The organism is Hydrogenophaga sp. BPS33, from assembly GCF_009859475.1.
Classification (GTDB): Bacteria; Pseudomonadota; Gammaproteobacteria; order Burkholderiales; family Burkholderiaceae_C; genus Hydrogenophaga.
Window position 1 is genome coordinate 5,827,489 of sequence record NZ_CP044549.1, and the last position, 23,985, is coordinate 5,851,473.

At 67.7% G+C, this 23,985-nt stretch carries 26 protein-coding genes; 9 read left to right on the forward strand and 17 right to left on the reverse strand.

What is annotated here, in order from left to right; genetic code table 11:
- Window positions 1–6: 6 nt before the first annotated feature.
- From F9K07_RS27000 to F9K07_RS27020, 5 genes are all read right to left on the reverse strand, one after another.
- Complete coding sequence (locus F9K07_RS27000) at window positions 7–807, reverse strand: amino acid ABC transporter permease (protein WP_159596325.1); 801 nt, start codon at window positions 805–807, stop codon at window positions 7–9.
- The gene (locus tag F9K07_RS27005; RefSeq protein WP_159596326.1) at window positions 804–1,466 is read right to left on the reverse strand and encodes an amino acid ABC transporter permease; all 663 of its coding nucleotides are present in this window, start codon (window positions 1,464–1,466) and stop codon (window positions 804–806) included. The genes F9K07_RS27000 and F9K07_RS27005 overlap by 4 nt, the downstream gene beginning before the upstream one ends.
- A gap of 15 nt (window positions 1,467–1,481) precedes the next feature.
- Complete coding sequence (locus F9K07_RS27010) at window positions 1,482–2,384, reverse strand: glutamate ABC transporter substrate-binding protein (protein WP_159596327.1); 903 nt, start codon at window positions 2,382–2,384, stop codon at window positions 1,482–1,484.
- 164 nt (window positions 2,385–2,548) lie between these two features.
- Window positions 2,549–2,917, reverse strand: coding sequence for a DUF1428 domain-containing protein (locus tag F9K07_RS27015; RefSeq protein WP_159596328.1), 369 nt, complete (start codon window positions 2,915–2,917; stop codon window positions 2,549–2,551).
- Window positions 2,918–3,046: 129 nt separating this feature from the next.
- Window positions 3,047–3,319, reverse strand: coding sequence for a 2Fe-2S iron-sulfur cluster-binding protein (locus F9K07_RS27020; protein ID WP_159596329.1), 273 nt, complete (start codon window positions 3,317–3,319; stop codon window positions 3,047–3,049).
- 63 nt (window positions 3,320–3,382) lie between these two features.
- On the opposite strand from F9K07_RS27020, the gene F9K07_RS27025 reads away from it, so the two are divergent.
- On the forward strand, window positions 3,383–3,730 hold the full coding sequence (locus F9K07_RS27025; protein ID WP_159596330.1) for a hypothetical protein: 348 nt from the start codon (window positions 3,383–3,385) through the stop codon (window positions 3,728–3,730).
- Window positions 3,731–3,768: 38 nt separating this feature from the next.
- On the opposite strand, the gene rpe is transcribed toward F9K07_RS27025, so the two are convergent.
- Window positions 3,769–4,458, reverse strand: a complete 690-nt coding sequence (rpe, locus tag F9K07_RS27030; RefSeq protein ID WP_159596331.1) for a ribulose-phosphate 3-epimerase — start codon at window positions 4,456–4,458, stop codon at window positions 3,769–3,771.
- Window positions 4,459–4,556: 98 nt separating this feature from the next.
- Between rpe and apaG the strand changes: the two genes are divergently transcribed.
- The 3 genes from apaG to thiL are packed head-to-tail and all read left to right on the forward strand — an operon-like array spanning window position 4,557 to window position 8,000.
- Window positions 4,557–4,952, forward strand: a complete 396-nt coding sequence (gene apaG, locus F9K07_RS27035; protein WP_159596332.1) for a Co2+/Mg2+ efflux protein ApaG — start codon at window positions 4,557–4,559, stop codon at window positions 4,950–4,952.
- Between the two features lie 41 nt (window positions 4,953–4,993).
- Window positions 4,994–7,030 (forward strand): site-specific recombinase, encoded by a 2,037-nt coding sequence (locus tag F9K07_RS27040; RefSeq protein WP_159596333.1) that lies wholly within the window; start codon window positions 4,994–4,996, stop codon window positions 7,028–7,030.
- Window positions 7,023–8,000: a thiamine-phosphate kinase gene (thiL, locus tag F9K07_RS27045; RefSeq protein WP_159596334.1), complete on the forward strand. Its 978-nt coding sequence runs from the start codon at window positions 7,023–7,025 to the stop codon at window positions 7,998–8,000. Before F9K07_RS27040 ends, thiL begins: the two co-directional genes overlap by 8 nt.
- Before the next feature lie 18 nt (window positions 8,001–8,018).
- On the opposite strand, the gene F9K07_RS27050 is transcribed toward thiL, so the two are convergent.
- The gene (locus F9K07_RS27050) at window positions 8,019–9,587 is read right to left on the reverse strand and encodes a hypothetical protein (RefSeq protein ID WP_159596335.1); all 1,569 of its coding nucleotides are present in this window, start codon (window positions 9,585–9,587) and stop codon (window positions 8,019–8,021) included.
- A 97-nt stretch (window positions 9,588–9,684) separates the two neighbouring features.
- On the opposite strand from F9K07_RS27050, the gene F9K07_RS31985 reads away from it, so the two are divergent.
- From F9K07_RS31985 to F9K07_RS27065, 4 genes are read left to right on the forward strand one after another with little or no spacing between them, the layout of a single operon-like run.
- Window positions 9,685–10,212, forward strand: a complete 528-nt coding sequence (locus F9K07_RS31985) for a phosphatidylglycerophosphatase A family protein (protein ID WP_236581590.1) — start codon at window positions 9,685–9,687, stop codon at window positions 10,210–10,212.
- Complete coding sequence (locus tag F9K07_RS31990; RefSeq protein WP_442907356.1) at window positions 10,209–10,697, forward strand: CinA family protein; 489 nt, start codon at window positions 10,209–10,211, stop codon at window positions 10,695–10,697. Before F9K07_RS31985 ends, F9K07_RS31990 begins: the two co-directional genes overlap by 4 nt.
- Window positions 10,698–10,703: 6 nt before the next feature.
- The gene (locus F9K07_RS27060; RefSeq protein ID WP_159596337.1) at window positions 10,704–11,855 is read left to right on the forward strand and encodes a DNA alkylation repair protein; all 1,152 of its coding nucleotides are present in this window, start codon (window positions 10,704–10,706) and stop codon (window positions 11,853–11,855) included.
- 28 nt (window positions 11,856–11,883) lie between these two features.
- Window positions 11,884–12,555 (forward strand): glutathione S-transferase family protein, encoded by a 672-nt coding sequence (locus F9K07_RS27065; protein WP_159596338.1) that lies wholly within the window; start codon window positions 11,884–11,886, stop codon window positions 12,553–12,555.
- Window positions 12,556–12,628: 73 nt separating this feature from the next.
- Here the strand turns inward: F9K07_RS27065 and F9K07_RS27070 are convergent, their stop codons facing one another.
- The 4 genes from F9K07_RS27070 to F9K07_RS27085 form a co-directional block, all read right to left on the reverse strand.
- Window positions 12,629–14,851 carry a xanthine dehydrogenase family protein molybdopterin-binding subunit gene (locus F9K07_RS27070; RefSeq protein ID WP_236582074.1) on the reverse strand — a complete coding sequence of 741 codons (2,223 nt, stop codon included), beginning with the start codon at window positions 14,849–14,851 and terminating at the stop codon, window positions 12,629–12,631.
- 54 nt (window positions 14,852–14,905) lie between these two features.
- Window positions 14,906–15,367 carry a (2Fe-2S)-binding protein gene (locus tag F9K07_RS27075; protein ID WP_159596340.1) on the reverse strand — a complete coding sequence of 154 codons (462 nt, stop codon included), beginning with the start codon at window positions 15,365–15,367 and terminating at the stop codon, window positions 14,906–14,908.
- 90 nt (window positions 15,368–15,457) lie between these two features.
- Window positions 15,458–16,030, reverse strand: a complete 573-nt coding sequence (locus tag F9K07_RS27080) for a TetR/AcrR family transcriptional regulator (RefSeq protein ID WP_159596341.1) — start codon at window positions 16,028–16,030, stop codon at window positions 15,458–15,460.
- 55 nt (window positions 16,031–16,085) lie between these two features.
- On the reverse strand, window positions 16,086–16,892 hold the full coding sequence (locus tag F9K07_RS27085; protein ID WP_159596342.1) for a YecA/YgfB family protein: 807 nt from the start codon (window positions 16,890–16,892) through the stop codon (window positions 16,086–16,088).
- Between the two features lie 66 nt (window positions 16,893–16,958).
- Here F9K07_RS27085 and F9K07_RS27090 point away from each other — a divergent pair, with 66 nt between their 5' ends.
- Entirely contained in the window at window positions 16,959–18,578 is a 1,620-nt protein-coding gene (locus F9K07_RS27090) for an FMN-binding glutamate synthase family protein (RefSeq protein WP_159596343.1), read from the forward strand.
- Between the two features lie 19 nt (window positions 18,579–18,597).
- On the opposite strand, the gene F9K07_RS27095 is transcribed toward F9K07_RS27090, so the two are convergent.
- The 6 genes from F9K07_RS27095 to rpoN form a co-directional block, all read right to left on the reverse strand.
- A complete protein-coding gene (locus F9K07_RS27095; RefSeq protein WP_159597126.1) occupies window positions 18,598–18,954 on the reverse strand; it encodes a GFA family protein in 357 nt (118 codons plus the stop codon).
- Window positions 18,955–19,024: 70 nt separating this feature from the next.
- Window positions 19,025–19,414: a DUF488 domain-containing protein gene (locus F9K07_RS27100; RefSeq protein ID WP_159596344.1), complete on the reverse strand. Its 390-nt coding sequence runs from the start codon at window positions 19,412–19,414 to the stop codon at window positions 19,025–19,027.
- Window positions 19,415–19,450: 36 nt separating this feature from the next.
- Window positions 19,451–20,581: a toxin-antitoxin system YwqK family antitoxin gene (locus tag F9K07_RS27105; protein WP_159596345.1), complete on the reverse strand. Its 1,131-nt coding sequence runs from the start codon at window positions 20,579–20,581 to the stop codon at window positions 19,451–19,453.
- Window positions 20,574–21,002 (reverse strand): putative toxin-antitoxin system toxin component, PIN family, encoded by a 429-nt coding sequence (locus tag F9K07_RS27110; RefSeq protein ID WP_236581591.1) that lies wholly within the window; start codon window positions 21,000–21,002, stop codon window positions 20,574–20,576. Before F9K07_RS27110 ends, F9K07_RS27105 begins: the two co-directional genes overlap by 8 nt.
- Before the next feature lie 5 nt (window positions 21,003–21,007).
- Window positions 21,008–22,339, reverse strand: a complete 1,332-nt coding sequence (locus F9K07_RS27115; RefSeq protein ID WP_159596346.1) for a THUMP domain-containing class I SAM-dependent RNA methyltransferase — start codon at window positions 22,337–22,339, stop codon at window positions 21,008–21,010.
- Entirely contained in the window at window positions 22,336–23,976 is a 1,641-nt protein-coding gene (gene rpoN / locus F9K07_RS27120; protein ID WP_159596347.1) for an RNA polymerase factor sigma-54, read from the reverse strand. Before rpoN ends, F9K07_RS27115 begins: the two co-directional genes overlap by 4 nt.
- Window positions 23,977–23,985 lie beyond the last annotated feature (9 nt).

The window sequence follows — 23,985 nt, forward strand, 5'->3', positions numbered from 1 at the left end:
GGCGTGTCAATGCATCGGCCGGCCCAGCCGCTTGCTCGCCCCTGATATCGCGTAGTTCACAAGACAGTACAGCGCTGCCACCACCAGGTACACCGGCACCAGCGAGTTGTAGTTGGCGATGAGCACCTTGGCGTTCTGCATGAGTTCGCCGTAGGTGACGACATAGCCGAAGGTGGTGTCCTTCACCACGATGACCAGTTGTGCCACCAGCGCCGGAACGATGTAGCGCAGCGCCTGGGGAAAGACCACCGAGAAAAACACCTGCGCCTCGGTCAGCCCCAGGCTTCGCGCGGCCAGGGTCTGGCCACGGGGAACGGCGAGCACGCCCGCGCGGTACACCTCGGCCACCACCGCCGCGGTGCTCAGGCCCACGGGCAAGGTCAACATCCAATACGTGCTCAGCTTGATCCCCACCGACGGCAGCACCAGAAAACACACGTAGATCAGCAGCAGCGTCGGCGTGCCGCGCAGGAACTCGATGACCGCAATGCTCGGCCAGCGCACCAGCCGCAGCGGCGACAGACGCCCCACCAACAACACCAGCCCCAGCGTCAGCGCGATCACGGCGGCCATGGCCGCCGATGCCAACGTGCCCAGCAGGCCTTTGGCCAGAAAGGTCCAGGTCGACGGCCAGGTGAAGAATTCCCAGTGCCGCGCTTCGAGCTGCCCCGCCGAATGGAAACGCATCACGATGCCCGCCGCCAGCAGGAGCAGCACCACCGCCGCGACCACGCTCACCACCCGTATCAGCCTCTGGGCCTGGGGGCTGGGTGCGCCGAAAAGAATGTCGTCCACCGAACGGCTCATCGCAGTATCCGCACCTTCTTCTCCAGCGTGGCACCGGCCCAGGCGATGAGCAGGCCCGTGGCCACGTACATCGCGGCGGCCACCGCGAACGCGGGGATGCCGGCGGCGGAATCGGTGGCGATCTTGGACACCAGCGCAGTGAGCTCGCGCCCGGGAAACGGCACCTGCGACGCCAGCGAGGTCGACAGCATCAAGGCGATCAGCAGCGAGGTCATGGGCTGCACCACGGTGCGCAGCGCCTGCGGCAACACCACGGCGGTGATGATGCGCAGCGGCCGCATACCCAGGCTGAGCGCGGCCTCCGCCTGCCCGCCGGGAATGGTGTTGATGCCCGTGCGCAGGTAGTCCGCCGTGAACGCGGAGCAGACCAGCGCCAGGGTGAGCACCACGGCAGGCTCATAGTCGATCAGCACGTTGAGGTCGGGCAGCGCGAACACGATGAAGATCAACAATGCCACGCTCGGAATGTTGCGGAAGATCTCCACATAGACCGTCAGCACGAAACGCAGCGGCGGCAACGGCAACAGCCGAAGCACCGTGACCCCCATGCCCAGCAGGAAGCCGGGCACGAACGACAGCACCGTGAGCTTCCACGTCAACAAAAGGGCCTGTCCGAAGGCAGGCCCATGGTCGGTCAGAAGCCGGGAAACCTCGCCCATCGGTCCGGGAAGGCCTTAGGGAATCGCGGGCGGGGTGGGAACGGCGGTGCTGCCGGTGCGCTGGCCGATGGAGATGGTCCACAGCTTGGCCCAGGTGCCGTCGGCCTGCACCTTCTTCAGGAAGGCATTGACGAAGGCCACGCCGTCGGAACCCTTGGGCAGGCCGATGCCGTAGGGATCTTGCGCACCGAAGGGCGCGCCCGCCAGTTTCGAGTCACCCGTGCCCAGGCTCAAGGCGTTGAGCAGCAAGGTGTGGTCGGTCACATAGGCGTCCACGCGGCCTTGGCGCAGTCCGTCCAGGGCTTCCTGGTGCGTCTGGAATTCCTGCACGACTGCCTTGGGCGCGAACTGCGCCAGGATGGCCGGCCCGGTGGAGCCCGCCTGCGTGGCCACCTTCTTGCCGGCCAGATCGTTGTGCGATTGGATGGCGTTGTTGTTCGACTTCACCAGCACACCGGCCTGCGAGGTGTAGTAGGGGCCGGCGAACGAGATCTTCTCGGCGCGGGCGGGGGTGATGGAGTACGTGGCCAGCACCATGTCCACCTGGCCATTGATGAGCACCTGCTCGCGCGTGGACGAGTTCACCTGCGTGAACTGCACCTTGGACGCATCGCCCAGGATGTAGCGCGTGAGCAGCTGGGCCAGACCGGCGTCGAAGCCACGCGCCTTGCCGTCTTTCTCGTTGAGCAGCGAGAACAGGTTGGACGTTTGCGTGCCGCCCAGGCGCAGCGTGCCGGCCTGCTTGATCTTGGTGGCCCAGGTGCTGGATGCGATGGTGGCCGCATCGGCCACCGGGCCTTGGGCCACCAGCGCGTCGAACGCGGCGGCGTTGATAGGGGTGCCCTGGGCGAACAGCGAGCCACTGGCTACGACGGCAAAGGCCACCACGGTGGATTTCAGAAGGGATTTGATCGGCATGCGGTCCTCTTGGCTGGTGTTGGTCGTGGGTCAATATATAGCAACATCTCCATCAGCTCGGCGAGCCGATCGCGCACCTTGCTCGACAGGGAGAGGCATTGGGTGGTGCAGATGACGCTTGCGGCGAACGCAGCGAGGCGTCCAAACACCACCCGATTCCCGCATCACCCCTTCACTTCCACCACCTGCTCAAACCCACCAAAAATCATCCGTTTCCCATCGAACGGCATCGGCGGGTTGTCGGGGTTGGACGGATCCATGCGCGGGTCTTCCATCATCTTCTTCATGGCCGCGTCGCGCGTCGCTTTGTCGGGCCATTCGACCCACGAAAAGGCCACCGTCTCCTCGGCCTTCGCCTGCACGGCGCGGCGGAAATCGGTGACCTTACCGTCGGGCACGTCGTCGCCCCAGCCCTCGATCACACGGATCGCGCCCAGCTCGATGAACATCGGGTCGAACTGGCGGGCGTGTTCAAGGAACTTCTGCTTGTTGGCGGTGGGGACCGCGATCACGAAACCATCGATGTAAGACATATTCAGACTCCTGTTGGGTTGAACCATGCGAAGCGCCCACCATGAGCACCTCGTAAACACTCGACGAACGACCGCCAGCCAAATCGACATGACTCGCCTGGACGAGCATCCTTCATGGCTCGGTTTCAATCAAGCCCGGCTGAGGACCACATCCGCCGTGGCCCGCGCCACGCAGGGCAGGCAATAGCCCTCCTTCTTCTCCTCCGCGCTCAGCCCAGGCCAGGGGATTTCGTAGCGCACCTCGCCCTCCAGCAACCGAACCATGCAGGTGCGGCATGTTCCGTTGCGGCAGGACACCGGCCATGCAATGCCCGCGCGCGTCATCGCAGCGAACAGGCTGGCGTCGCTGTCGGCCTCGATGTCACTCGACTGGCCTTCGATCTGGAGTCGGAAGGTTTTCACGCACGCGGGAAATGGACTGGGCGAGGGACGAAGCGAGGGACGCAGCGGGCTTAGACTTTCCGCATGACCCTGGAATATTGGAAGTATGACGCCGGCTCCGACTCCGTCGCCTCGCTGGTGATTCCCGCCGCACTGGGCCGCCAGCGCACCTTCGACCTGGATGCAACCCTGCGCGTGCAAGTGCCGGCAGATGCGCCCGAGAGCTCGCACGAATTGGCCGTGGAGGTGGACGGCCGGCGTCTGTGGGCACGCCGCATTCCCAGCCAGAACCCTGGCGAGACCGACGGCCTGGAATACCACTGCCGCCTCACGGTCGAGGCGGATGCCGATTGCCGCGTGCGCGCGAAGGCGAGCTGCAAGGGCTCGCGGGTGCTGTCGCTGGTGGTGGAGGCGCGCGAAACGGCTTACTGAACGGACGTCCGTCGGTTCACACGGACGTGTCTACGCGATTACCCCAACGCCACCCGCATCTGATCGATCACCGCCCTGTAATCCGGCTTCCCGAAGATCGCGCTCCCCGCCACGAACGTATCGGCCCCCGCGTCCGCCACGCGCCGGATGTTGTCGGCCTTGATGCCGCCGTCCACTTCCAGGCGGATGTCCTTGCCGCTGGCCTCGATGCGTTTGCGCGCGTCTTCGATCTTGCGCAGCGCCGAGTCGATGAAGCTCTGGCCGCCGAAGCCGGGGTTCACGCTCATGATGAGGATCAGGTCGATGTCGTCGATGAGCCAGTCCAGCACGTCCAGCGGCGCGCCGGGGTTGAAGGTCAGGCCGGCCTTGCAGCCCTTGGCCTTGATGGCCTGCACGCTGCGGTGCACGTGGGCGCTGGCGTCGGGGTGGAAGCTCACCAGGTCGGCACCGGCGTCGATGAAGGCCCCGGCCAGCGCGTCCACCGGCTGGATCATCAGGTGCACGTCGATCGGCACCGGCGTGCCATCGGGCTTCTTGGCGTGCGGCTTGAGCGCCTGGCAGACCATGGGCCCGAAGGTGAGGTTGGGCACGTAGTGGTTGTCCATCACGTCGAAGTGGATCCAGTCAGCGCTGGCGGCAATGACGTTCTTCACCTCGTCGCCCAGGCGGGCGAAGTCGGCGGACAGGATGGAGGGAGCGATGCGGTAGGTGGGAGATGACTGGGGCATGGCAGGGCGCGCGGGCGTGGGGTGTGGAATTCGGATGACAAGACCCGCATTCTCGCAGGGCCGTTGCCCTGGCGTGGCCGCGCGGTAACATGCCGCCCATGCCGAAATACCTGTTCACCTGCGAGGTCGAACCGCAATACCTGAGCGAGCAGTCTTCGCCCGATGAAGACCAGTACGCGTTCGCCTACACGATCACCATCACCAATGCCGGCGAAATCACGGCACAGCTGATTTCGCGCCACTGGATCATCGACGACGCCAACGGCCACACCGAAGAGGTCAAGGGCCTGGGCGTGGTGGGCCACCAGCCGCTGCTGCGGCCCGGCGAATCGTTCCAGTACACCAGCGGCACGCGCCTGACCACGCCCAGCGGCAGCATGCGCGGCAGCTACTTCTGCGTGGCCGAAGACGGCGAGCGCTTCGACGCCACCGTGCCCGAGTTCCACTTGCTGGCGCCGGGTTCGGGTGAGGCTCCCGCGCGGGTGCTGCATTGAGGTTTCGGCTGTTCTCGCGCGGCCTCTCCCCCCAAGTCCGCATGACCACCGCCACACCCCTCGACACGTTGGAGCCGGACGCGCCGCTGGCCTTGCGCCACCTCTGGCTGATCAACGCCCTGCGCTGGGTGCGCGGCGATGAGAAAGACGTGCAGGCCAGCGTGCAGCGGGTGCGTGCCTTTGCCGATGCGGTGCAAGCCACGCCCGAGGCGCAGGCGCGCTGGCGCCGCTGGTGGCAGGCGTTCATCGGCACGGTGGACATCACCCCGCTGCTGGCCGACCACGGCTTCGCGCCGCGCACCGCCTTCCTGAGCGAGTTCGGCAACCGCCTGCGCAAGAAGGTGTTGCCCGGCACGCCCGAGACCACCGACATGGCCGAGCTGTTCGACCTGCTGCTGTCCTCGCGCTTCGACGTGCGCTGGCTCAAGGCGCTGGACAGCGAGACACTGCAGCGCCTGCGCAGCAGCCTGCTCGACCCCGCAGAAGCAGCGGTCGTCTCCACGGGCTCTGCCCACTTCTGGGAAGACGCGTTGATGGACGCGCTGGTCTACTGCGCGAGCCAGATCTGCGCCACCGGTTTCGCCTCCGAGATCCGGGGCCGCATGTCGCCTGAGGCCAAGGCCGGCCGCTCCTTTCACCAGTTGCCCGCCGATTTCGAGGGCCTGCGCCGCGCGGTGGACGCGCACGGCGCGCGCAGCCCGCAGGCCCTGGCTGCCGCCGACGCGCTGCGCGCCAGCCTGGACACCTGCCGCCACGCGGCCTACACCGTGTACTCGCATCTGGAGGAGCACGGCGTCTCGGTGGGCATCGTGTTCCGGCTGCGCCAGTTGCGCGAGCGCGTGGTGCGCATGAAGCAGTTGCTCGATTGCCTGCAGTCGGACAAGCCCGAGCGCGCCACCGCCGCGCTGCTGGCCGATCTGGCGCAGGTGGGCATCGACAACCGCAGCATCCGCGCGCTCGTCGCCAGCAGTTCACAGCTCACGGCCGCCAAGGTGGCCGAGCGCAGCGCGGAAAGCGGTGAGCACTACATCACCCGCAACGCGGCGGAATACCGCGGCATGCTGCGCAAGGCGGCCGGGGGCGGCGCCATCGTGGGGCTGACGGTGTGGGTCAAGTTCCTGATGGTGGGCCTGGGCCTCACCGCGTTCTGGGGCGGTTTCGCGAACGGGGTGAACTACGCCACCTCGTTCGTGGTGATCATGCTGCTGCACCTCACGCTGGCCACCAAGCAGCCCGCGGTGACGGCACCGGCCATGGTGGCCAAGCTGCGCGACATCAAGCAACCCGGCGCGGTGCGCCGCTTCGTCGACGAAGTGGCCAACCTGTTCCGCTCGCAGATCGCCTCCATCGTGGGCAACCTCGGCATGGTGGTGCCGGTGGTGGCGCTGATCAGCCTGCTGATGGTGTGGGCCAGCGGCCAGGCGATGGTGGACGAGCACAAGGCCCACGAGGTGCTCAGAAGCATCAGCTTGCTGGGGCCGCTGTTGCTGTATGCGGCCTTCACCGGTGTGCTGCTGTTCGCCTCCAGCATCATCGCGGGCTGGGTGGAGAACTGGTATGTGTTCCACAACCTCGACTCGGCCATGCAGCACAACCCGCGCTTCACCGCCGTGCTCGGGCGCGCGCGCGCCGCGCGCTGGGCGGCGTTCATGCGGCGCAACATCTCGGGCCTGGCGGCGAACATCTCGCTGGGTTTCATGCTCGGCCTGGTGCCGGCTTTCATGACCTTCTTCGGCATCGGGCTGGACGTGCGCCACGTCACCCTGTCCGCCGGCCAGGTGGCCGCCGCCGCGGTGGCGCTGGGCTGGGGCGTGTTCGCCGAGCCCGCGCTCTGGTGGGCCGTGGCCGGCGTGCTGCTGATCGGGCCGGTGAACCTGGGCGTGAGCTTCTACCTCGCCTTCCGCCTGGCCTTGCGCGCGCAGAACATCAGCGAAGTGAACCGCCAACTGATCCGCGCGGCCATCCAGCGCCGCATCCGCGCCGCGCCGCTGAGCTTCCTGCTGCCGCCGCGCAAGCCGGTGGTCGACCCCGAGGAGCCCCCCGCGCCCGGCGCGGCCGCGCCGCAGTCCCATGGGTGAATTCGAACTGATCCGCCGCTTCTTCCAGCGCGCGCCGTCGGCCGACGCGGGCGCGGGCTCGAACGCGGTGGTGCTGGGCATCGGTGACGACTGCGCGCTGCTGCAACCCAGCCCCGGCCACCAACTGGCCGTCTCCAGCGACATGCTGGTGGTGGGCCGGCATTTCTTTCCCGATGTGGACCCCGAAGCGCTGGGCCACAAGGCGCTGGCGGTGAACCTGAGCGACCTCGCCGCCATGGGCGCGCGCCCGCTGGGCTTCACGCTCGCGCTGGCCCTGCCCCATGCCGATGAAGACTGGCTGGCGGCGCTCGCGCGCGGCTTGTTCGCGCTGGCCGACGCGCACGCCTGCCCGCTGGTGGGCGGCGACACCACGCGCGGCCCGCTCAACATCTGCATCACCGTGTTCGGCGAAGTGCGGCCCGGCCAGGCGCTGCGGCGCGACGCCGCGCAGGTGGGCGACGAGTTGTACCTGAGTGGGCGCACCGGCGAGGCGCGGTTGGCGCTGGAACATGTGCGCCGCACCGCTTGGGCCGCCGAGGCCAAAGGGGCGGACCTGCGCGCGCGCCTGGATCGGCCGACGCCGCGCAACGCACTGGGCATGTTGCTGGCCGGCGCCGGTGCGCGCGCGGCCATCGACGTGAGCGACGGCCTGGCCGGCGACCTGGGCCACGTCCTGCGTGCCAGTCGCGTGGGCGCTGAAATTCCCCTGGCCACCCTGCCCTTGGCGCCCGCCCTGGAGTTCCTGCCGACGGCGCACGGGCTCGAATGCCTGCTGGCCGGCGGCGACGACTACGAACTGCTGTTCACCGCACCACCCGATGCGCGCAGCGCGATCGAAGCGGCATCGGCGGCCAGCCAGACACCGGTCACGCGCATCGGGCGCATCGTGGCGGGCACGGGCCTGCGGTTGCTGGACGCGAAAGGCAACACCGTGCGCTTTCACGCGCGCGGGTTCGACCATTTCGCCTGACCCCGCCACGGCGCGGGCTCACGCCAAGCCATCGGCGTTCAGCAAGGCCGCGCTGATCTCGCGCACGCGGCGCTGGCTCAGCTGCGTGGCGTCGATCCACACGAATCGTCCGGGCGGTGCGCCCGCCATATCGCTTTCGGCCACGGCGCGCTCAGTCTTGCGGTCGAACAGCAGCACCACGCGCTGCAAGCGTGGCGCGGCGGCGAGCACGCTCAACTCGTGCCGGCAGCCCCGGTTGTGCGCGCGAAACCCACGCAGGTCCATCAGCACCACATCGGACTGGCGCACCAGCGCGGCCAAGGCCTGCTGCCAGGTGCTGTCGAAGCAATAACACTCGTTGACGCGGTAGCGGCCATCGGGGTCGGGCTCCAGATCGAACTCGCGCAGGCGCGCCCACATCTGCTCTTCGTTGGCCATGAAGCGTTGCACCAGTCGGCCATCGAGAAAGGTGAACAGGTCGTCCGGGTCGAGGGTGCGGCTGAGCAGATCCGTCCCGGCGATGAGCAGGGTGTTGCCCGTCAGGCGCCAGCGCTCGACCACGCGGTCGAACAGGGCCTGCACACCGGCGTCCTGCTGGAACACGCGCAACACCAGCAGCGTGGGCGGTGCATCCGGCGGCCGCAGCCAGCCACGCAAGGCCCACCCGGCCAGCGGAATCCACAACCAGGGCAGGAACTGTGTCAGCGCGATCAAACCCGCGCCCTGCAAGGCGGGCAGGGCCGAAGCCGCCAACACCACCAGCCAATAGGCGCCGAGCAGGTACCAGAGATCGGAGAACCGCTTGGCGCGGTAGGCGGCGGCCAGCGTTCGCGCGATGGACCAGGCCGGCCAGGCCAGTAGCAGCCAGGGCGCCAGCACCAGCAGAAGAATGGCCGGGTAGGCGCCCACCGTGGTCACGAGCGAGACCAGCCAGCGCGGGGGATCGCCCACACCACTGACCAGGATCTGCAACACCGTGACCGACGCACCCGCGAGCAACAGGAAGATCGGCAACAGGTAGGGCGCGACCGCGCGAATGCGGCCGCTCGCGCCGATCAACAGCGTCACCGTGACCGGGATCAACACCAGGCCACCGAGCCAGCCGAGCGCGTCGGCCAGCGGCTGCGGCGACACCGAGCGCCAGGTGACGAGCGCAAGCATGGCCAACAGGTACAGCCCGATCGCGCCCAGCGTGCGCAGCCACGACCAGCGCCGCAACAAGCCCCAGGTCAGCGCCATCGGCCAGGCATAGATGGCGCCCAGGGTAAGCGCACGGTTCACGCTGAGCAGGGACGGATCGCCATACACGAACAGCAGCGCGAGCACCGCCTGTGTGAGGCCGATCAACAGGCTGAGCACACCGAGCAGCGCGAAGTAGCGCCCGCCCGCGCGCCGGTTGGCGGCAAAGTCGATCCGGGCCAGGGGCAAGGGCTGTGCGGCCTGTCCTGCACGCGCGGCAGCCGGCGGCGCGCGCGCGTCGTCGGGCGAAGGCGCGCGGCGCATCAGCGCCAGCATGCGACGGCGGTACGCACCCGACACGATCCACGATGCCACGGCAGTCAGCACCACGCCGAGCATCAATGCCGTGAGGATCGCACCGGTGTTCATCTGCCGCCTGCTCCCGCGCCAGGCACACGCCCGGTGAGGGCGCAGTATCGCGCCGCACCTGTCCAGCCACAAGCGCCACGCGGCAGATAATCCGCCCATGCCCGATACCGCCACCGATGCGCCCACCCTGCTCCGCCCGACCTGGCGCTTCCTGCTGGCCCATCCGGCCCACTTCATCGCGCTGGGTGCGGGCGCGGGCCTGAGCCGCCTCGCACCGGGCACCGCGGGCACCTTGTGGGCCTGGGTGGCGTTCCTGCTGCTGCAACGTCTCACGCCCACGCCCCTGGAATGGGCCCTGTTGATCGCGGTCTCCACGCTGCTCGGCTGGTGGGCCTGCACCGTCACCGCGCAACACATGCGCATCGCCGATTCGGGCCACATCGTGTGGGACGAGGTGGTGGCGTTCTGGCTCGTGCTGTGGCTGGTCTCGCCCACGGACTTCTGGGGCCAGCTGGCGGCCTTCCTGATCTTTCGAGCCTTCGACATGGTGAAGATCGGACCCATGGCCTGGGCCGACAAGACCTTCAAAGGCTTCGGGCCGCGCGGCGGCTTCGGCATTTTGTTGGACGACTTCGCGGCGGCGTTCTGTACGCTGCTGGTCATCGCACTGTGGAGAACCCTGTGAACCCGCAAGACACCCCTGCCCTGGTGGCGCAACTCGCACAAGAACTCAAGGCGCGCGGTCTGATGATGGCCACGGCAGAAAGCTGCACGGGCGGCCTGATCGCGGGCGCATGCACCGACGTGTCGGGCTCCAGCGACTGGTTCGAGCGCGGCTTCGTCACCTATTCCAATGCCGCCAAGCACGAGCTGATCGGCGTGCCCATGGCGCTGATCGATCGGCACGGCGCGGTGAGCGAACCGGTGGCGCGCGCCATGGCGGCGGGTGCGCTGGCGCATTCGTCCGCGCAGCTCGCCGTCTCGGTCACCGGCGTGGCCGGCCCCACTGGTGGCAGCGCGGAGAAGCCCGTGGGCACGGTGTGGTTCGGCTGGGCCACACCCGAGGGTGTGTTCACCGAACACCAGCGCTTCGACGGCGACCGCGCCGCCGTGCGCCAGGCCACCGTGCGGCACGCGCTGACCGGTCTGTTGCAACGCCTGCCCCGCTGACATCCCATGGAACCGTTCAAGAACCTCATCAACCGCGACACCGTGGCCCGCATGGGCCAGCATCTGCGCCGCGCCTGGCCGCGCTTCGACCACCGGCGCTTCGAAGCGCAAGCCGTCACCGGGCTGGAGGCGCTGGAGTTCAAGGCCCGCGCCATGCAGCTGGCCGACGCGCTGGAAGCCACCTTGCCGCCCGATTTCAACGCTGCCTGCGAGGTGCTCGAAGCCAGCCTGGCGCCAGCGCTCGCGATCGACGCGCAAGGCGAGCCGATGAAGCTGGGCGTTGCGGCCGACAGCGGCGTGGCCGGCTGGGCCCTGTGGGCCGCGGGCGAGTTCGTGGCGCGCCGGGGCGTGCAGGACGCGGCGTCTGCACAACGCGGCCTCGCCTGCCTGCACGCGATCACGCAGCGTTTCACGGCCGAGTTCGCGATCCGCCCGATCCTCCAGCGCCATCCCGACCTGGCGTTCGACACGCTCAAGGAATGGCTCACCGATCCCAGCGCGCACGTGCGCCGCCTGGTGAGCGAAGGCAGTCGCCCGCGCCTGCCGTGGGGCCTGCGGTTGCAGGCCTTGGTGGCCAACCCAGAGCCCACCTTGCCGCTGCTGCGCGCGCTGCAGGACGACCACAGCAGCTACGTGCGCCGCAGTGTGGCCAACCACCTGAACGACATTGCGAAGGACCACCCCGATCTGGTGGCCCGCTGGGTGCGCGAACACCTGATCGACGCGCCCGAGGCGCGCAGCGCCTTGCTGCGCCATGCCAGCCGCGGCCTCATCAAGCAAGGCCATGCGCCCACGATGGCGGCCTGGGGCCTGGCCAGCGGACTCAAAGGCGAGGTCGCTCTCACGCTGTCGGCCCAGCGCGCGGCGGTCGGCGGCGAGATCAGCCTGCGTGTGCAGTTGCGCTCCACCGCTCGCCAGCCGCAGCTGCTGGTGGTGGACTACGCCGTGCACCACGTGCGCGCCAACGGCAGCGCTTCGCCCAAGGTGTTCAAGGGCTGGAAGCTCACGCTTGCGCCCGGCGAAGCGCGCACGCTGGAGAAGCGCCACAGCCTCAAGCCGGTGACCACGCGCACGCTGTACCCGGGCACACACGTGGTCGATCTGCGTGTCAATGGCGTGGCGTTGGCCGAAGCGGCGTTCGACTTGAAGACCCTCTGAAAGCGTTCATTCCACCGGGAGAAATGCCATGCTGACCGTCCACCACCTCAACAACTCGCGTTCGCAGCGCGTGCTGTGGCTGCTCGAAGAACTGGGCGTGCCGTACCAGATCGAGCGCTACGAGCGCGACCCCAAGACCATGCTGGCGCCGCCTTCGCTGGTGAAAGTGCACCCCTTGGGCAAGTCGCCGGTGGTGACAGATGGCAAGGCCACGCTGGCCGAGTCGGGTGCGATCCTGGAGTACTTGGTGGAGCAATACGGCGAAGGCAAGTTCGCGCCCGAGCGCGGCACGCCGTCGTTCCTGCGCTATCGCTACTGGATGCACTTTGCGGAGGGTTCGCTGGCCACGCCGCTGTTGCTGCAACTGGTGTTCGACCAGGTCGAGCGCAAGAGCCCGCTGATCGTGCGGCCGATTGCCTTGGGCATCTCGTCGAAGATCAAGGGCTTGCTCGTCACACCCAACCTGAAGCGGCACTTCGATTACCTGGAGTCCGAACTCACCGAGCACGGCCCCTGGTTCGCCGGGCGCTCGTTCAGCGCCGCCGACGTGCAGATGAGCTTCGGCATCGAAGCGGCGGCCGCGCGTGGCCTGCTGAAGAACCGGCCCAAACTCGCGGACTGGTTGCGCCGCATCCATGAGCGGCCCGCATACCAGCGGGCGCTGGAGCAGGGTGGGCCGTTCGATCTGGGGACGTTTTAAGCGTTCTTTTCGAAAAGTGACGGACGGGCCGCCGGGCCGAGACCCGGCTCGCCACGAAAGAGAAAAGGCCACTTCAGACCAACTTGAACGGCAACTCCCGAGGCGTCTTCCCCGTCAAGCGCGCAATCGCATTCGCGAACGCCGGCGCCAGCGGCGGCACCCCAGGCTCGCCCATGCCCGTGGGCGCATCCGCACTCGGCACGATGTGCACCGCCACCACCGGCATGTCGGTGATGCGTGGCACCACGAAATCGCCGAAGTTGCTTTGCTCGACCACGCCATCCTTCAAGGTGATGGCCGCGCCCGGCAGGCACATCGACAGGCCCATCAGCGCCCCGCCCTGCACCTGCGCCTCCACGCTCTTCGGGTTCACCGCGAGGTTGCAGTGCACCCCTGCCGTCACCTGGTGCAGCTTGGGCGTGCCGTTGTCCACCGACGCCTCCACCACGTACGCCACCACCGAGTCGAACGACTCGTGCACCGCCACGCCCCAGGCACGGCCGGCGGGCAAGGTCTTCTTGCCATAGCCGCTCTTGTCCACCGCCAGCTGCAGCGCCGCGCGGTGCCGTGAGGCCTTGCCGTCCATGAGTTTCATGCGGTAGGCCACCGGGTCCTGCTTCGTGGCGCGCGCGATTTCGTCAATCAAAGTCTCCATGGCGTACGCGGTGTGGGTCGACCCCACGCTGCGCCACCACAGCACCGGCACATTGAGTTTGGGGTGGTGGGCCGAGAGGCGCATCGGCACGTCGTACGGCTTGCCCATGCCCTCCACCGCCGTTTCGTCCACGCCGTTCTTCACCATCATCGGCTCGAAGAAGGTGCCGGCCATGATGGACTGGCCGACGATGACGTGGTCCCACGCCAGCACCTTGCCTTGCGCGTCGAAGCCGATCTCGGCGCGGTGCACGTGCATGGGGCGGTAGTAGCCACCGCGCACATCGTCCTCGCGGCTCCACACCGTGCGCACCGGCGCGTTCAAGCCTGCGGCCTGCGCGGCCTTCGCGATGGTGCAGGCCTCGGTGACGAAGTCGCTGGCGAGCAGGCCACGGCGGCCGAAACCACCACCGGCCATCTGCACGTGCAGGGTCACCTGTTCCGGCTGGATGCCGAGCGTGCGCGCGGCAGCGGCCACGTCCAGCCCTGGCATCTGCGTGCCGGTCCACACCGTGGCCTTGGCTTGGGCGCCAGTGCCTTCGAGCTGCACCGTGCAGTTCAGCGGCTCCATGGGTGCGTGGGCGAGGTAGGGAAACACGAACTCGGCGCTGATCTTGTGCGGCGCGTTCGCCAGCGCCGACACGTCGGCGTTGGTCTTGATGTTCCCCGTCTTCGCCGCAAGGGCGCGGTAGCTGGCCAATTGCTGGGCGCTGTCCACTCTCTCGCGGCCGCTGTGATTCCACTGCACCTTCAAGGCATCGCGCCCTTGCTTCGCGGCCCAGTAGCCCGTGGCGACCACGGCCACGCCTTCGCCGCCGTTGTGCGTGGGCACGCGCAGCACCGCCTTCACACCGGGCACGGCGCGCGCGGCCGCATCGTCCACCGAAGCGACCTTGCCGCCGAACACCGGTGGGTGCTCGAACACCGCCGTGAGCATGCCGGGCAAGCGCACGTCCATGCCGAAAGCCTGCCGGCCGCTGGACTTGGCCTTCGCGTCCACGCGCGTGGTCGGCTTGCCGATGAGCTTGAAACGCGAAGGGTCCTTGAGGGTGACCTGTGTCGGCACGGGCTGCTGCATGGCCGCGTCGGCCAGTGCGCCGTAGCCAAGCTTCTTGCCGCCCGGGCCGATCACCACGCCACGCTCGGTCGCCAGCGACGACACCGGCACCTTCCACTGCTGCGCGGCGGCGGCCAGCAACATGGCGCGCGTGCGTGCGCCGAGTTCGCGGTACTGGGTGTAGGAGTTCTTGATCGCGGTCGAGCCGCCGGTGATCTGCATGCCGAAGGCCGGGTCGTTGTAGGCCGGCTCGGCGTTGCCGTGCACCGCCTGCACGCGGCTCCAGTCGGCATCGAGCTCTTCGGCCAGCACCATGGCCAGGCCGGTGTGGGAGCCCTGGCCGAATTCGAGGCGGTTGACGGTGACCGTGACCGCGCCGTCGCGCGCGATCTTCACGAACGCGGCGGGTTGCTGGTCGGGCTTGAGGCCGGTGGCAGCGGGCTTGGCGTCCTGTTGGGCGCTGGCCATGAGCGGAAAAGCGCCGAGCGCAAAGCCCGAAGCAGTGGCCAGCTTGAGAAAGCTGCGGCGGGCGATGCCATCACCGGTTTCGGGTTCGGCGACGCGGTGCGCCAGCGCGGGTGGCATCAGAGATGGAATCTGGTCGGAGGACAGGTGGGCGAGGTGCATGTTCGTTCTCCTTCAAGCCAAGGTGCGGGCCGCGTCTTTGATGGCGATGCGCACACGCGCATAGGTGCCGCAGCGGCAGATGTTGCCGGCCATGGCGGCGTCGATGTCGGCGTCGCTGGGTTTCTTGTTGGCCTTGAGCAGCGCGGTGGCGCTCATGATCTGGCCGCTCTGGCAGTAGCCGCACTGCGCCACGTCGGCCTTCACCCAGGCCTGGTGCACCGCCTTGCCGACCCGGTCGGTCTCCAGCGCCTCGATGGTGGTGATCTTCTGGCCCACCGCCGCCGAGATCGGCGTGACGCAAGAGCGGATGGCCGCCCCGTTCATGTGCACGGTGCACGCGCCGCACAAGGCCGCGCCGCAGCCGAACTTGGTGCCGGTCATGCCCAGCGTGTCGCGCAGGGCCCAGAGGATGGGCGTGGATTCGTCGGCGTCGACGCGAACGTCCTTGCCATTGATGTTGAGCGTGGTGGTCATCGTGGGTCTCTCCTGTTGGGGGAATTGGTTATATGAATGAACGTTCATTCGGTTTTAAAAGGCAAAGCGGGCTTCGAATCTTCGGTGGTCTCAAGCCTTGATCGCGTCCCAGCACATGCCGAAGGCCTGTGCCAAGGCCGCCTTTGTATCCGGCAGGTCGCCGCTGCGCAAGAGGGAAGCCGTGTCGCGCACCGAGCCGAAGAAAGTGGAGGCCAACAACAGCGTGGGCACGTTCTTCACGATCTGCTGCGCGCGTGCTTCATCGAAAAACCCCAGGCAACCGCTGGCAAAGCGCGCCGAGAACTGGCGCGAGGCCTCGCTGAACCAGGGGGAGTTGTAGTACTGGTCCATGAACACCGCCTCGGGCGCATGGGCCAGGCGGTGGCGCAGCAGACGCGTCCAGTTCTGCTCGATGCGGCGGCGAAACGGGGTGGCGGGGTCGAGGTCGGTGTCGATCAAGCCGACCAAGGCGCCCTTCACCTGCTCGTAGAGCGCGTTGAGCAGATCTTCCTTGGAGCGGTGGTAGACGTACAGCGTGCCGGTGGCAATGCCGGCTTCGCGCGCAATGCCGGCCATGGTGAGCCCGCTCAGCCCGACGCGCTCGACCAGGGCCAACGTGGCGCTGGCAATGGCTTGCTGCTTTTCGTCGTCCTTGGGTTTCATGAAGGCGCGATCTTAAGCGAATAATTATTCGCCCGTCAACCGCGTCCGTCGGGCATCAAGCCCCGTGGCACTTCTTGTATTTCTTGCCGCTGCCGCAAGGGCACGGGTCGTTGCGCCCTGGGGTCGCTTCCTTGCGCACCGGCTCCACGCGCGGCCCCAGGCTCTTGCCGATCTGGTGCAGGTCATATACCGCCCAGATCGCCGCGCCGAAGGCGTTGAGGCGGTCGTCGCTCACACTGGGCGGGCCGTCTTCCACGTGCATGTTCACCGTGGGCTTGTCGGTGTCGTCTTCGGTCAGCGCGACGATGCGCTCCAACGCCTCGTCGATCCAGGCGGCGGTGTCCTTGTCGCGGGGCGGCTCCCACTCCTCGCCCCAGTTCTCCACCACGAACATGAAGCCCAGCGCCCACACCTGCGCGTAGGCGGGCAGTTCCTGGTCCTGGAAGTCCGCGCGCTCCTCTTCGGACAAGGCGGCCACCGCGCCGCGCACATCCATCAGTTCGGGGTGGTAGCTGCGCTCGTCTTCCAACGTGTCCACCGGCGCGGCCAGCGAAGCCGCCACCTCGGCCTGCCGGCGCGACCACAGTTCCATGAAGCGCTCGTATTGCGCGGTGTTGCTGAAATGCGTGCCCTCGTCTTGCGGCGCGGTGGGCAGCGGTCCGGTGCCCAGCAGCACCGTCAGCCATTCGGCGGGCTCGATCGGGCGGCGCGTGCACAGCAGCGCGGCCATCGCACCTTCGCAGAATTCCCACTGCGGCACCTCGTCGCCGCGCGTGCGCAGGTCGTCCAGGATGGCGTCGAGCGCGTCGTAGTCTTCATAGTCCAGCGCATCGGGTGCGGACTCGGGGGTGGGTTCGGTCATGAAGCAAAAAGAGTGAGGTTTTATGATGCCCCGGAGTTTATTCCTCAAGGCTCCACGAAGACCCACATGCTCGACCGACTCAACGCCCTCTACCCCGTGCGCTACACGGCGCTGGCCCTGTGCGTGTTGATCACGCTGCTCAGCCTGTTCACGCTGGTGGCCTTTGGCATCGGCGGCGTGTCGTTCCTGGTGTTCGGCGCGTTGTCGTTGGTGGGCTTCTGGGATCTGCGGCAGATCAAAAGTTCGGTGCGGCGCAACTACCCGGTGATCGGAAATCTGCGCTTCATGCTGGAGAAGATCCGGCCCGAGATGCGCCAGTACTTCCTGGAGAGCGATACCGACGCCACACCTTTCTCGCGCAGCCAGCGCAGCCTGGTCTACGCGCGCGCCAAGGGCGAAACCGACAAGCGCCCCTTCGGATCGCAGCTGGACATGAGCGTCGACGGCCATGAGTGGCTCAACCACTCGCTGCAGCCCACCACCCTGGCCACGCACGACTTCCGCGTGCTGATCGGTGGCGATGCCTGCACCCAGGCCTACCACGCGAGCGTGTTCAACATCTCGGCCATGAGCTTCGGCGCGCTCTCGGCCAACGCCATCCAGGCGCTCAATGCGGGCGCGCAGCGCGGCCGCTTCGCGCACGACACCGGCGAAGGCTCCATTTCGGCCTGGCACCGCGTGCACCATGGCGATCTCATCTGGGAGATCGGCTCGGGCTACTTCGGCTGCCGCGACGAGACCGGGCGCTTCAGCCCCGAGCGTTTCCGGGCCAACGCCATCGACCCGCAGGTGAAGATGATCGAGATCAAGCTCAGCCAGGGCGCCAAGCCGGGCCATGGCGGCGTGCTGCCCGGGCCGAAGGTGACGCCCGAGATCGCGGCCGCGCGCGGCGTGCTGGTGGGCGCGGACTGCATCTCGCCCTCGTCGCACAGCGCGTTCGACACACCCATCGGGCTGATGCTGTTCATCGCCCAACTGCGCGAACTCTCGGGCGGCAAGCCGATCGGCTTCAAGCTCTGCATCGGCCACCCCTGGGAATGGTTCGCCATCGTCAAGGCCATGCTGGTCACCGGCGTGCGGCCCGACTTCATCGTGGTCGACGGCGCCGAGGGCGGTACGGGCGCGGCACCGCTGGAGTTCACCGACCACGTGGGCGCGCCGCTGCAGGAAGGCCTGCGCCTGGTGCACAACACGCTGGTGGGTGTGAACCTGCGCGAGCACATCAGAATCGGCTGCGCGGGCAAGATCGTGAGCGCGTTCGACATCGTGCGCGCCATGGCCATCGGCGCGGACTGGTGCAACAGCGCGCGCGGCTTCATGTTCGCCTTGGGCTGCATCCAGGCGCAGAGCTGCCACACCGGCCACTGCCCCACAGGCGTCACGACACAGGACCCGGTGCGCCAGCAGGCCCTGGTCATCCCCGACAAGGCCGACCGTGTCTACCACTTCCACCAGAGCACGCTGATGGCGCTGCAGGAGCTGGTGCAGGCCGCCGGCCTGCAACACCCGCGCGACATCACCTCGCACCACCTGGTGCGCCGCGTGAGCGAAAACGAAGTGCGCCTGCTGGCCAACCTGCTGCCGCTCACGCCACCGGGCGCGCTGCTGACCGACCTGGCCTCGCAGCATGCGGTGTTCACGACCTACTGGGAGCGGGCGAGCGCGAAGCGGTTCGGGTTGGCTTGAACGCCAGAGGCGCGGCGCATCAGCTCTCGCGCCCGTTGTATTCGGTCACTTTCACCGCACCCAGGTCCAGGCCCTCGATGCAGCGCAGGTTGATGGCCGCCATGGCGTTGCCCTTGGGATCGACCCCTTCGCCATACGGGTGGATGCCGCAGGTGGGGCAGAAGCGGTGCCGGATCACGTGCTTGTTGAAGGTGTAGGTCGCTGCGGCGCCTTCCGGGGTCTTGAGTTCGAGCCGCTCGCGCGGCACGAACCACAGCAAAGACCCCTTGCGCGAGCAGATCGAGCAATTGCAGGCCATCCCGCTGTCGATCTCGCCTTCGACCTCGAAGGCCACCTGGCCGCAGTGGCAACTGCCGCAATACCGTGTGCTGGGCATGAAGAACTCCCGTGAAGTGGACAAGCAGCCTTTCTACCAAAGCACACGCCGTCTGTGCACCACGTTGTCCTCAGGTTTCCATCTTTGCGCCCTTGTCCCGCAGCAGCTCGCGCAGCACCGAGCGGTGGCAGTGGGCCTCGTTCTCGCAATAACAACCGACGGAAAAATCCGTCTGGTGTGAGAGCGCGGCCAGCAATTCGAGGCTGCGCACCGCCTCGGGTTCGGCCATTTCGCTGCGGTACTTGCGCGTGAACGCGGTCCATTGCGCGGGCGTCTCGGCCGTCTGGCCGAGTTTCATGGTGTCCACGCTGGGCGCGAGGTTGGGGTACCACACGTCGTACCAGTTGCCGGACGCGAACTCGGCCTTGGGCACGCCGCGCGGCGGCCGGCGCACCGTCCCGATGCGCAGGCCCTCACCTTTTGCCCTCTCGCTGCCCAGCCGTACCACCCGAATCGCCATCGCCGTCTCCTCGCGTTGTCCTGAGTGCTTCGGACCTTAGGGGCCGATGCGCGAACCGTCTTCCAGGAATCGCTCCTCGCGTTCCAGTCCACCGTGCGCGTTGTAATGCTTGCGCCGTTGCAGCAGGCCACGCTCACCGCCATGCTCGTCTTCCCGCAGCAGCACACCGTCTTCGCTGAAGTATTTCTGCCAACCCAGGGGGCGGCCGTTGCGCTCCACGTTCACCGCGGCCAGCTGGCCGTTGTCCCAGAAGCGTTCGGTGGTGCGCGCCTGTTCGCGCCCGTCACGGCGCACCTGCACGCGCTGCTTGGGCTGCCCGTTCAGGTACCACTGCTGGATGCGCTGCTCATAGCCGTCGGCCCACATGGTTTCCTGCGTCATCTGGCCGCTCTCGTGCCATTCGCGCGCCGTGCCTTCGCGCCCGGCGCGGCTGTTGGCTTCGCTTTCGACGAACTCGGTCTCGCTGCGCGGCTTGCCCGTCGCGGGGTAGAAGGTGCGCCGGATGAGGCGGCCGTCCTTGCGCTCTTCGCTGCGCACCACGCGGCCTTCGCGGTCGAGCGCGCTCTGGCGCTGCATCTTGCCCGCGAGGTAGCTCACCGTGCCCGAGGGCTTGCCCGCTTCGCGGTACAGCGTGACCTCGCTCACCCGGCCGGCGTGGCCGCAGACCTCGCGGTCCTGCGGCACCACGCTGGTGGGCGTGCAACGCAGCTCGTTGAGCGTGCCGTCGGCCAGGTAGCCGATGGTGAGCACGGTGCGGCGCTCGTCGGCGAAGTGCAGTTCCTGCAGGTAGCCGGCTTCGGCGAATTGCTTCTGCACGCCGACATGGCTGCCGTTGTCCAGGTTCTCTTCCTTGCGCAGCGTGCCTTTGGAGTCGAAGCTGCGCGCCAGGCCGTGGCGGTTGCCCTTGTCGTTGACGCTGTACTCGCGCCGTTCGCCGTCGGCCAGCACCATCACCACCGGGCCGACGAAGCGGCCGTCGCGCAAGGTCTGCTCGCGCCGGCGCACCGAGCCGTCTTCGTCGGTGCAGCGCATCACCCCACTCTTGCCGGCGGTGGTGTGTCCGTTGTTCGGGTTCACGCTTTCGCCGTTGAGTTCGCAACGTGGAATGGCATGGGCGCTCGCGCACAGCAGCACCGCCACCAGGCCAGTGACAAGGCTTTTAGACATGGGCAGGGCTCCATTCGTGGCAAACAAGCACACCCACGCGGGCCAGGCGCCTGGCCATGCAAAGCACCGCGTCGTCCTTGCTGACCAGCGTGGCGCGGTGCTGCGCGGCGAGGTCGATGAACTTCTGGTCGTCCGCGTCCTTGCAGGTGAACGCGGCCTTGGGCGCGTCGGGCACGAGGCGGGTGCAGCGGTCGAAGGCGTCGAGCACTGCTTGCGCCGGCTTGTCTTGCGCGACGAGGCGGCGGGCGATCTGCGGGTAGGCCAGCACGCGCACGAGTTCTTCGCGCATGGCGGCGGTCACGATCCATTCACCCGTCGCGCGCTCCACGGCTTCGCGCAGCGCGGCGGTGGCCGGGTCTTGAAAGACGAAGAGATCGAGTGCGATGTTGGTGTCGAGCACCAGGGCAGTGGACGTCTCCACCGTGCTCAAGCCTCAGGGGCGAGCCGCGGTTTGCGCGGGGTCAAATCGAAACGGAACAGCCTACACTCGATCGGCCCATTCCACAGCGGCACGCGGCGCGATTCCTTGAAGCGCATCTTGCCGGGCAGCTTGAGGTCGGGCGTGAGCAGCCAGGCGCTCCAGCCCGCGTAATGGGTTTTCCAGTGCGCGGCGAGTTGGGTGAAGAACTCGCTGCCGTCCCCGCCATCGGCCATCTGCGCGCTCTCGCGGCCTTGGCCCGGGCTGGCCGGTGGCGTGGCGCCAACGGTGAAGGTGCGGGGTGCGCGGGGCGCCATGCGCTGCGCGCGGTCCTGCGAACGCTCGCCGGCCACGCCGGCCGCCGCGATGCGCTCGCCGTAGGGCGGGTTGAGCAACAGCACGCCCGGGCGAGATGTGGGTGGCGTGCGCTGCAACGCGTCACCGCCTCGCAGCTCCACCGCATGCGCCACGCCCGCGCGCTCGGCGTTGCGTTGCGCGAAGTCGACCATGCGGAACGACACATCGCTGCCAAAGACGATGGGCGCATGGCCTTGCGGCCAGTCGCGCTGCTGTTGCACCGCGTCGGCCTTGATGGCCTGCCACACGTGTGGCTGGAACGGCAACAGCTTTTCGAACGCGAAGCGGCGGCCCGAGCCGGGCGCGATGCGCAGCGCGATCTGTGCGGCTTCGATCACCACGGTGCCGCTGCCGCAGCAGGGGTCATAAAGCGGCGCGATACCGTCCAGCGTGGGCGCGGCGCCCGCGTCCCAACCGGTGGCCGCGATCATGGCCGCAGCCAAGGTTTCCTTCAGCGGCGCATCGCCCTTGTCTTCACGCCAGCCGCGCTTGAACAGTGGCTCGCCGGAGGTGTCGATGTAGAGACTGACGGTGTCGGTGGTGAGGTGCACGTAGAGGCGCACGTCGGGCCAGCTGGTGTTCACGCTGGGCCGTTCGCCGCGCTTGGCGCGAAAGCGGTCGCACACCGCATCCTTCACCTTGAGCGCCGCGAAATTGAGCGAGGTCAGCGGACTGTGCTGCGCGGTGATCTCGACCTTGATGGTTTCCTTGGGTGTGAACCAGATCTCCCAGGCCACTTCCGAGGCGGCCTTGTAGAGGTCTTGCTCGCTGCGGTACTCACCGTACCAGAGCTGCACCAGCACGCGCTGTGCGAGACGGCTGTGCAGGTTCAGGCGCATCGCATCGCGCCACGAGGCGTTGAGCGCCACACCGCCGCGTGCCTTGTAGGGCGGCTGGGTGTCGCCGGTGATGCGCTGCACCTCGGCGGCGAGATAGTCCTCCACGCCCGCGGCGCAGGGAAGGAAGACCTGCAATTGGTTCAAAGCGACTTTCTCAAATTGGCGGGCGCGATGCGCAGCGCCTCGCGGTACTTGGCCACGGTGCGGCGCGCGCACTCGATGCCCTGCTCGCGCAACAGGTCGGAGAGCTGGTTGTCCGACAGCGGCTTGGTCGGTTCCTCGGCCGAGATGAACTGTTTGAGCAAGGCGCGCACCGCCGTGCTCGACGCATTGCCCCCCGTCTCCGTGCCGAGCGAGGAGCCGAAGAAATACTTGAGTTCGTAGGTGCCGAACGGCGTGGCCATGTACTTCGCCGTGGTCACGCGGCTGATGGTGGACTCGTGCAGGCCCAGCTCGTCGGCGATCTCGCGCAGCACCAGCGGGCGCATGGCGAGTTCGCCGTGCATGAAGAAGTTGCGCTGGCGCTCGACGATGGCGCTGGAGACGCGCAGGATGGTGTCGAAGCGCTGCTGGATGTTCTTGATGAACCAGCGCGCCTCCTGCAGGCGCTGCTGCATCGCCGCGTGGCCGGCTTCGCCACCGCTGTCGCGCCCGCCCCGGTTTTGCCGCATGGCGTTGGCGTAGACATCGTGCACGCGCAGCCGTGGCATTACGTCCGGGTTGAGGATGACCTTGAAACCGCGCCCGGCGTGCGTGACGATCACGTCGGGCACGACCACGTTGCGCTCCACATCGATGAAACGGCGGCCTGGCTTGGGCTCCAGGCGGGCGATGAGCGCGAGCGCGCCGCGCGCGGTCTCGTCGTCGATGCCGCAAAGATTGCACAGGCGCTTGATGTCGCGCTTGGCCATGAGCTCCAGCGGCTGGCCACAGATGGCCAGCGCGGCGCGCGCCTCGGGGGTGTTGCGCAGCTCCAGGATCTGCAGCCGCAGGCATTCGGCCAGGTCGCGCGCGCCCACGCCGGTGGGGTCCATGTGCTGCAGCAGTTGCAGCGCCATGGCCAGGCGCTGCTCCAGCACTTCGATCTCTTCAAAGCCGGCCGGCGAATCGTCACCACCGACCCGGCGCGAACGGTCCGACATGTGCCACCAGGCCGTGGCCAGATCGCTCAGGCTGTCCACCAGGTAGCCGTCTTCGTTGAGCGACTCGATCAGGAAGTACAACGCGGCACTGTCTTCGTCGGACAGGCGCAGGCAACGCGCCTGTTCGTGCAGATGGTCCTGCAGGCTCACCGGCACGCGCGCAAGATCGGCGGCGGTCGCCGTGTCGTCGCCATCGCTGTTGCTGCCGTTGTTGCGCGCGGGCGCGTCGCCGCCCCATTCGCCGTCGTCGGGCGACATCTCCACCGTGCCGTCGCCTTCCCAGCTTTCCTCCACGGGGCTCGCGCCGTCGAGCTTGCCCTCCAGGCCTTCACCGTCGCCCGTATCGGCACTGGTGCTGCTGGTGGATTCGCCGCTGCTCGGCGGCGCGCTGGGCGGTTCGGCCAGTGCGGCGTCGGAAATCTGTTCACCCGCACTCACCGGTACATCGGACTGCTCCAGGCCGAAGGTTTCGCGCTCGGCCGTGTCTTCGGAACGTTCGAGAAACGGGTTTTCGTCGAGCATCTGCTCGACTTCCTGCGCCATCTCCAGCGTGGAGAGCTGCAGCAGGCGGATCGACTGCTGCAACTGAGGCGTGAGCGCCAGGTGCTGCGAAACCCGCAGTGAGAGGCCTTGTTTCATGATCGGCCG

Coding starts and splice junctions, on each gene's coding strand:
- F9K07_RS27000 (WP_159596325.1), bottom strand. CDS start 807: ATGAGCCGTTCGGTGGACGACATTCTTTTCGGCGCACCCAGCCCCCAG.
- F9K07_RS27005 (WP_159596326.1), bottom strand. CDS start 1,466: ATGGGCGAGGTTTCCCGGCTTCTGACCGACCATGGGCCTGCCTTCGGA.
- F9K07_RS27010 (WP_159596327.1), bottom strand. CDS start 2,384: ATGCCGATCAAATCCCTTCTGAAATCCACCGTGGTGGCCTTTGCCGTC.
- F9K07_RS27015 (WP_159596328.1), bottom strand. CDS start 2,917: ATGTCTTACATCGATGGTTTCGTGATCGCGGTCCCCACCGCCAACAAG.
- F9K07_RS27025 (WP_159596330.1), top strand. CDS start 3,383: ATGACCCTGGAATATTGGAAGTATGACGCCGGCTCCGACTCCGTCGCC.
- rpe (WP_159596331.1), bottom strand. CDS start 4,458: ATGCCCCAGTCATCTCCCACCTACCGCATCGCTCCCTCCATCCTGTCC.
- apaG (WP_159596332.1), top strand. CDS start 4,557: ATGCCGAAATACCTGTTCACCTGCGAGGTCGAACCGCAATACCTGAGC.
- F9K07_RS27040 (WP_159596333.1), top strand. CDS start 4,994: ATGACCACCGCCACACCCCTCGACACGTTGGAGCCGGACGCGCCGCTG.
- thiL (WP_159596334.1), top strand. CDS start 7,023: ATGGGTGAATTCGAACTGATCCGCCGCTTCTTCCAGCGCGCGCCGTCG.
- F9K07_RS27050 (WP_159596335.1), bottom strand. CDS start 9,587: ATGAACACCGGTGCGATCCTCACGGCATTGATGCTCGGCGTGGTGCTG.
- F9K07_RS31985 (WP_236581590.1), top strand. CDS start 9,685: ATGCCCGATACCGCCACCGATGCGCCCACCCTGCTCCGCCCGACCTGG.
- F9K07_RS27060 (WP_159596337.1), top strand. CDS start 10,704: ATGGAACCGTTCAAGAACCTCATCAACCGCGACACCGTGGCCCGCATG.
- F9K07_RS27065 (WP_159596338.1), top strand. CDS start 11,884: ATGCTGACCGTCCACCACCTCAACAACTCGCGTTCGCAGCGCGTGCTG.
- F9K07_RS27070 (WP_236582074.1), bottom strand. CDS start 14,851: ATGCCACCCGCGCTGGCGCACCGCGTCGCCGAACCCGAAACCGGTGAT.
- F9K07_RS27075 (WP_159596340.1), bottom strand. CDS start 15,367: ATGACCACCACGCTCAACATCAATGGCAAGGACGTTCGCGTCGACGCC.
- F9K07_RS27080 (WP_159596341.1), bottom strand. CDS start 16,030: ATGAAACCCAAGGACGACGAAAAGCAGCAAGCCATTGCCAGCGCCACG.
- F9K07_RS27085 (WP_159596342.1), bottom strand. CDS start 16,892: ATGACCGAACCCACCCCCGAGTCCGCACCCGATGCGCTGGACTATGAA.
- F9K07_RS27090 (WP_159596343.1), top strand. CDS start 16,959: ATGCTCGACCGACTCAACGCCCTCTACCCCGTGCGCTACACGGCGCTG.
- F9K07_RS27095 (WP_159597126.1), bottom strand. CDS start 18,954: ATGCCCAGCACACGGTATTGCGGCAGTTGCCACTGCGGCCAGGTGGCC.
- F9K07_RS27100 (WP_159596344.1), bottom strand. CDS start 19,414: ATGGCGATTCGGGTGGTACGGCTGGGCAGCGAGAGGGCAAAAGGTGAG.
- F9K07_RS27105 (WP_159596345.1), bottom strand. CDS start 20,581: ATGTCTAAAAGCCTTGTCACTGGCCTGGTGGCGGTGCTGCTGTGCGCG.
- rpoN (WP_159596347.1), bottom strand. CDS start 23,976: ATGAAACAAGGCCTCTCACTGCGGGTTTCGCAGCACCTGGCGCTCACG.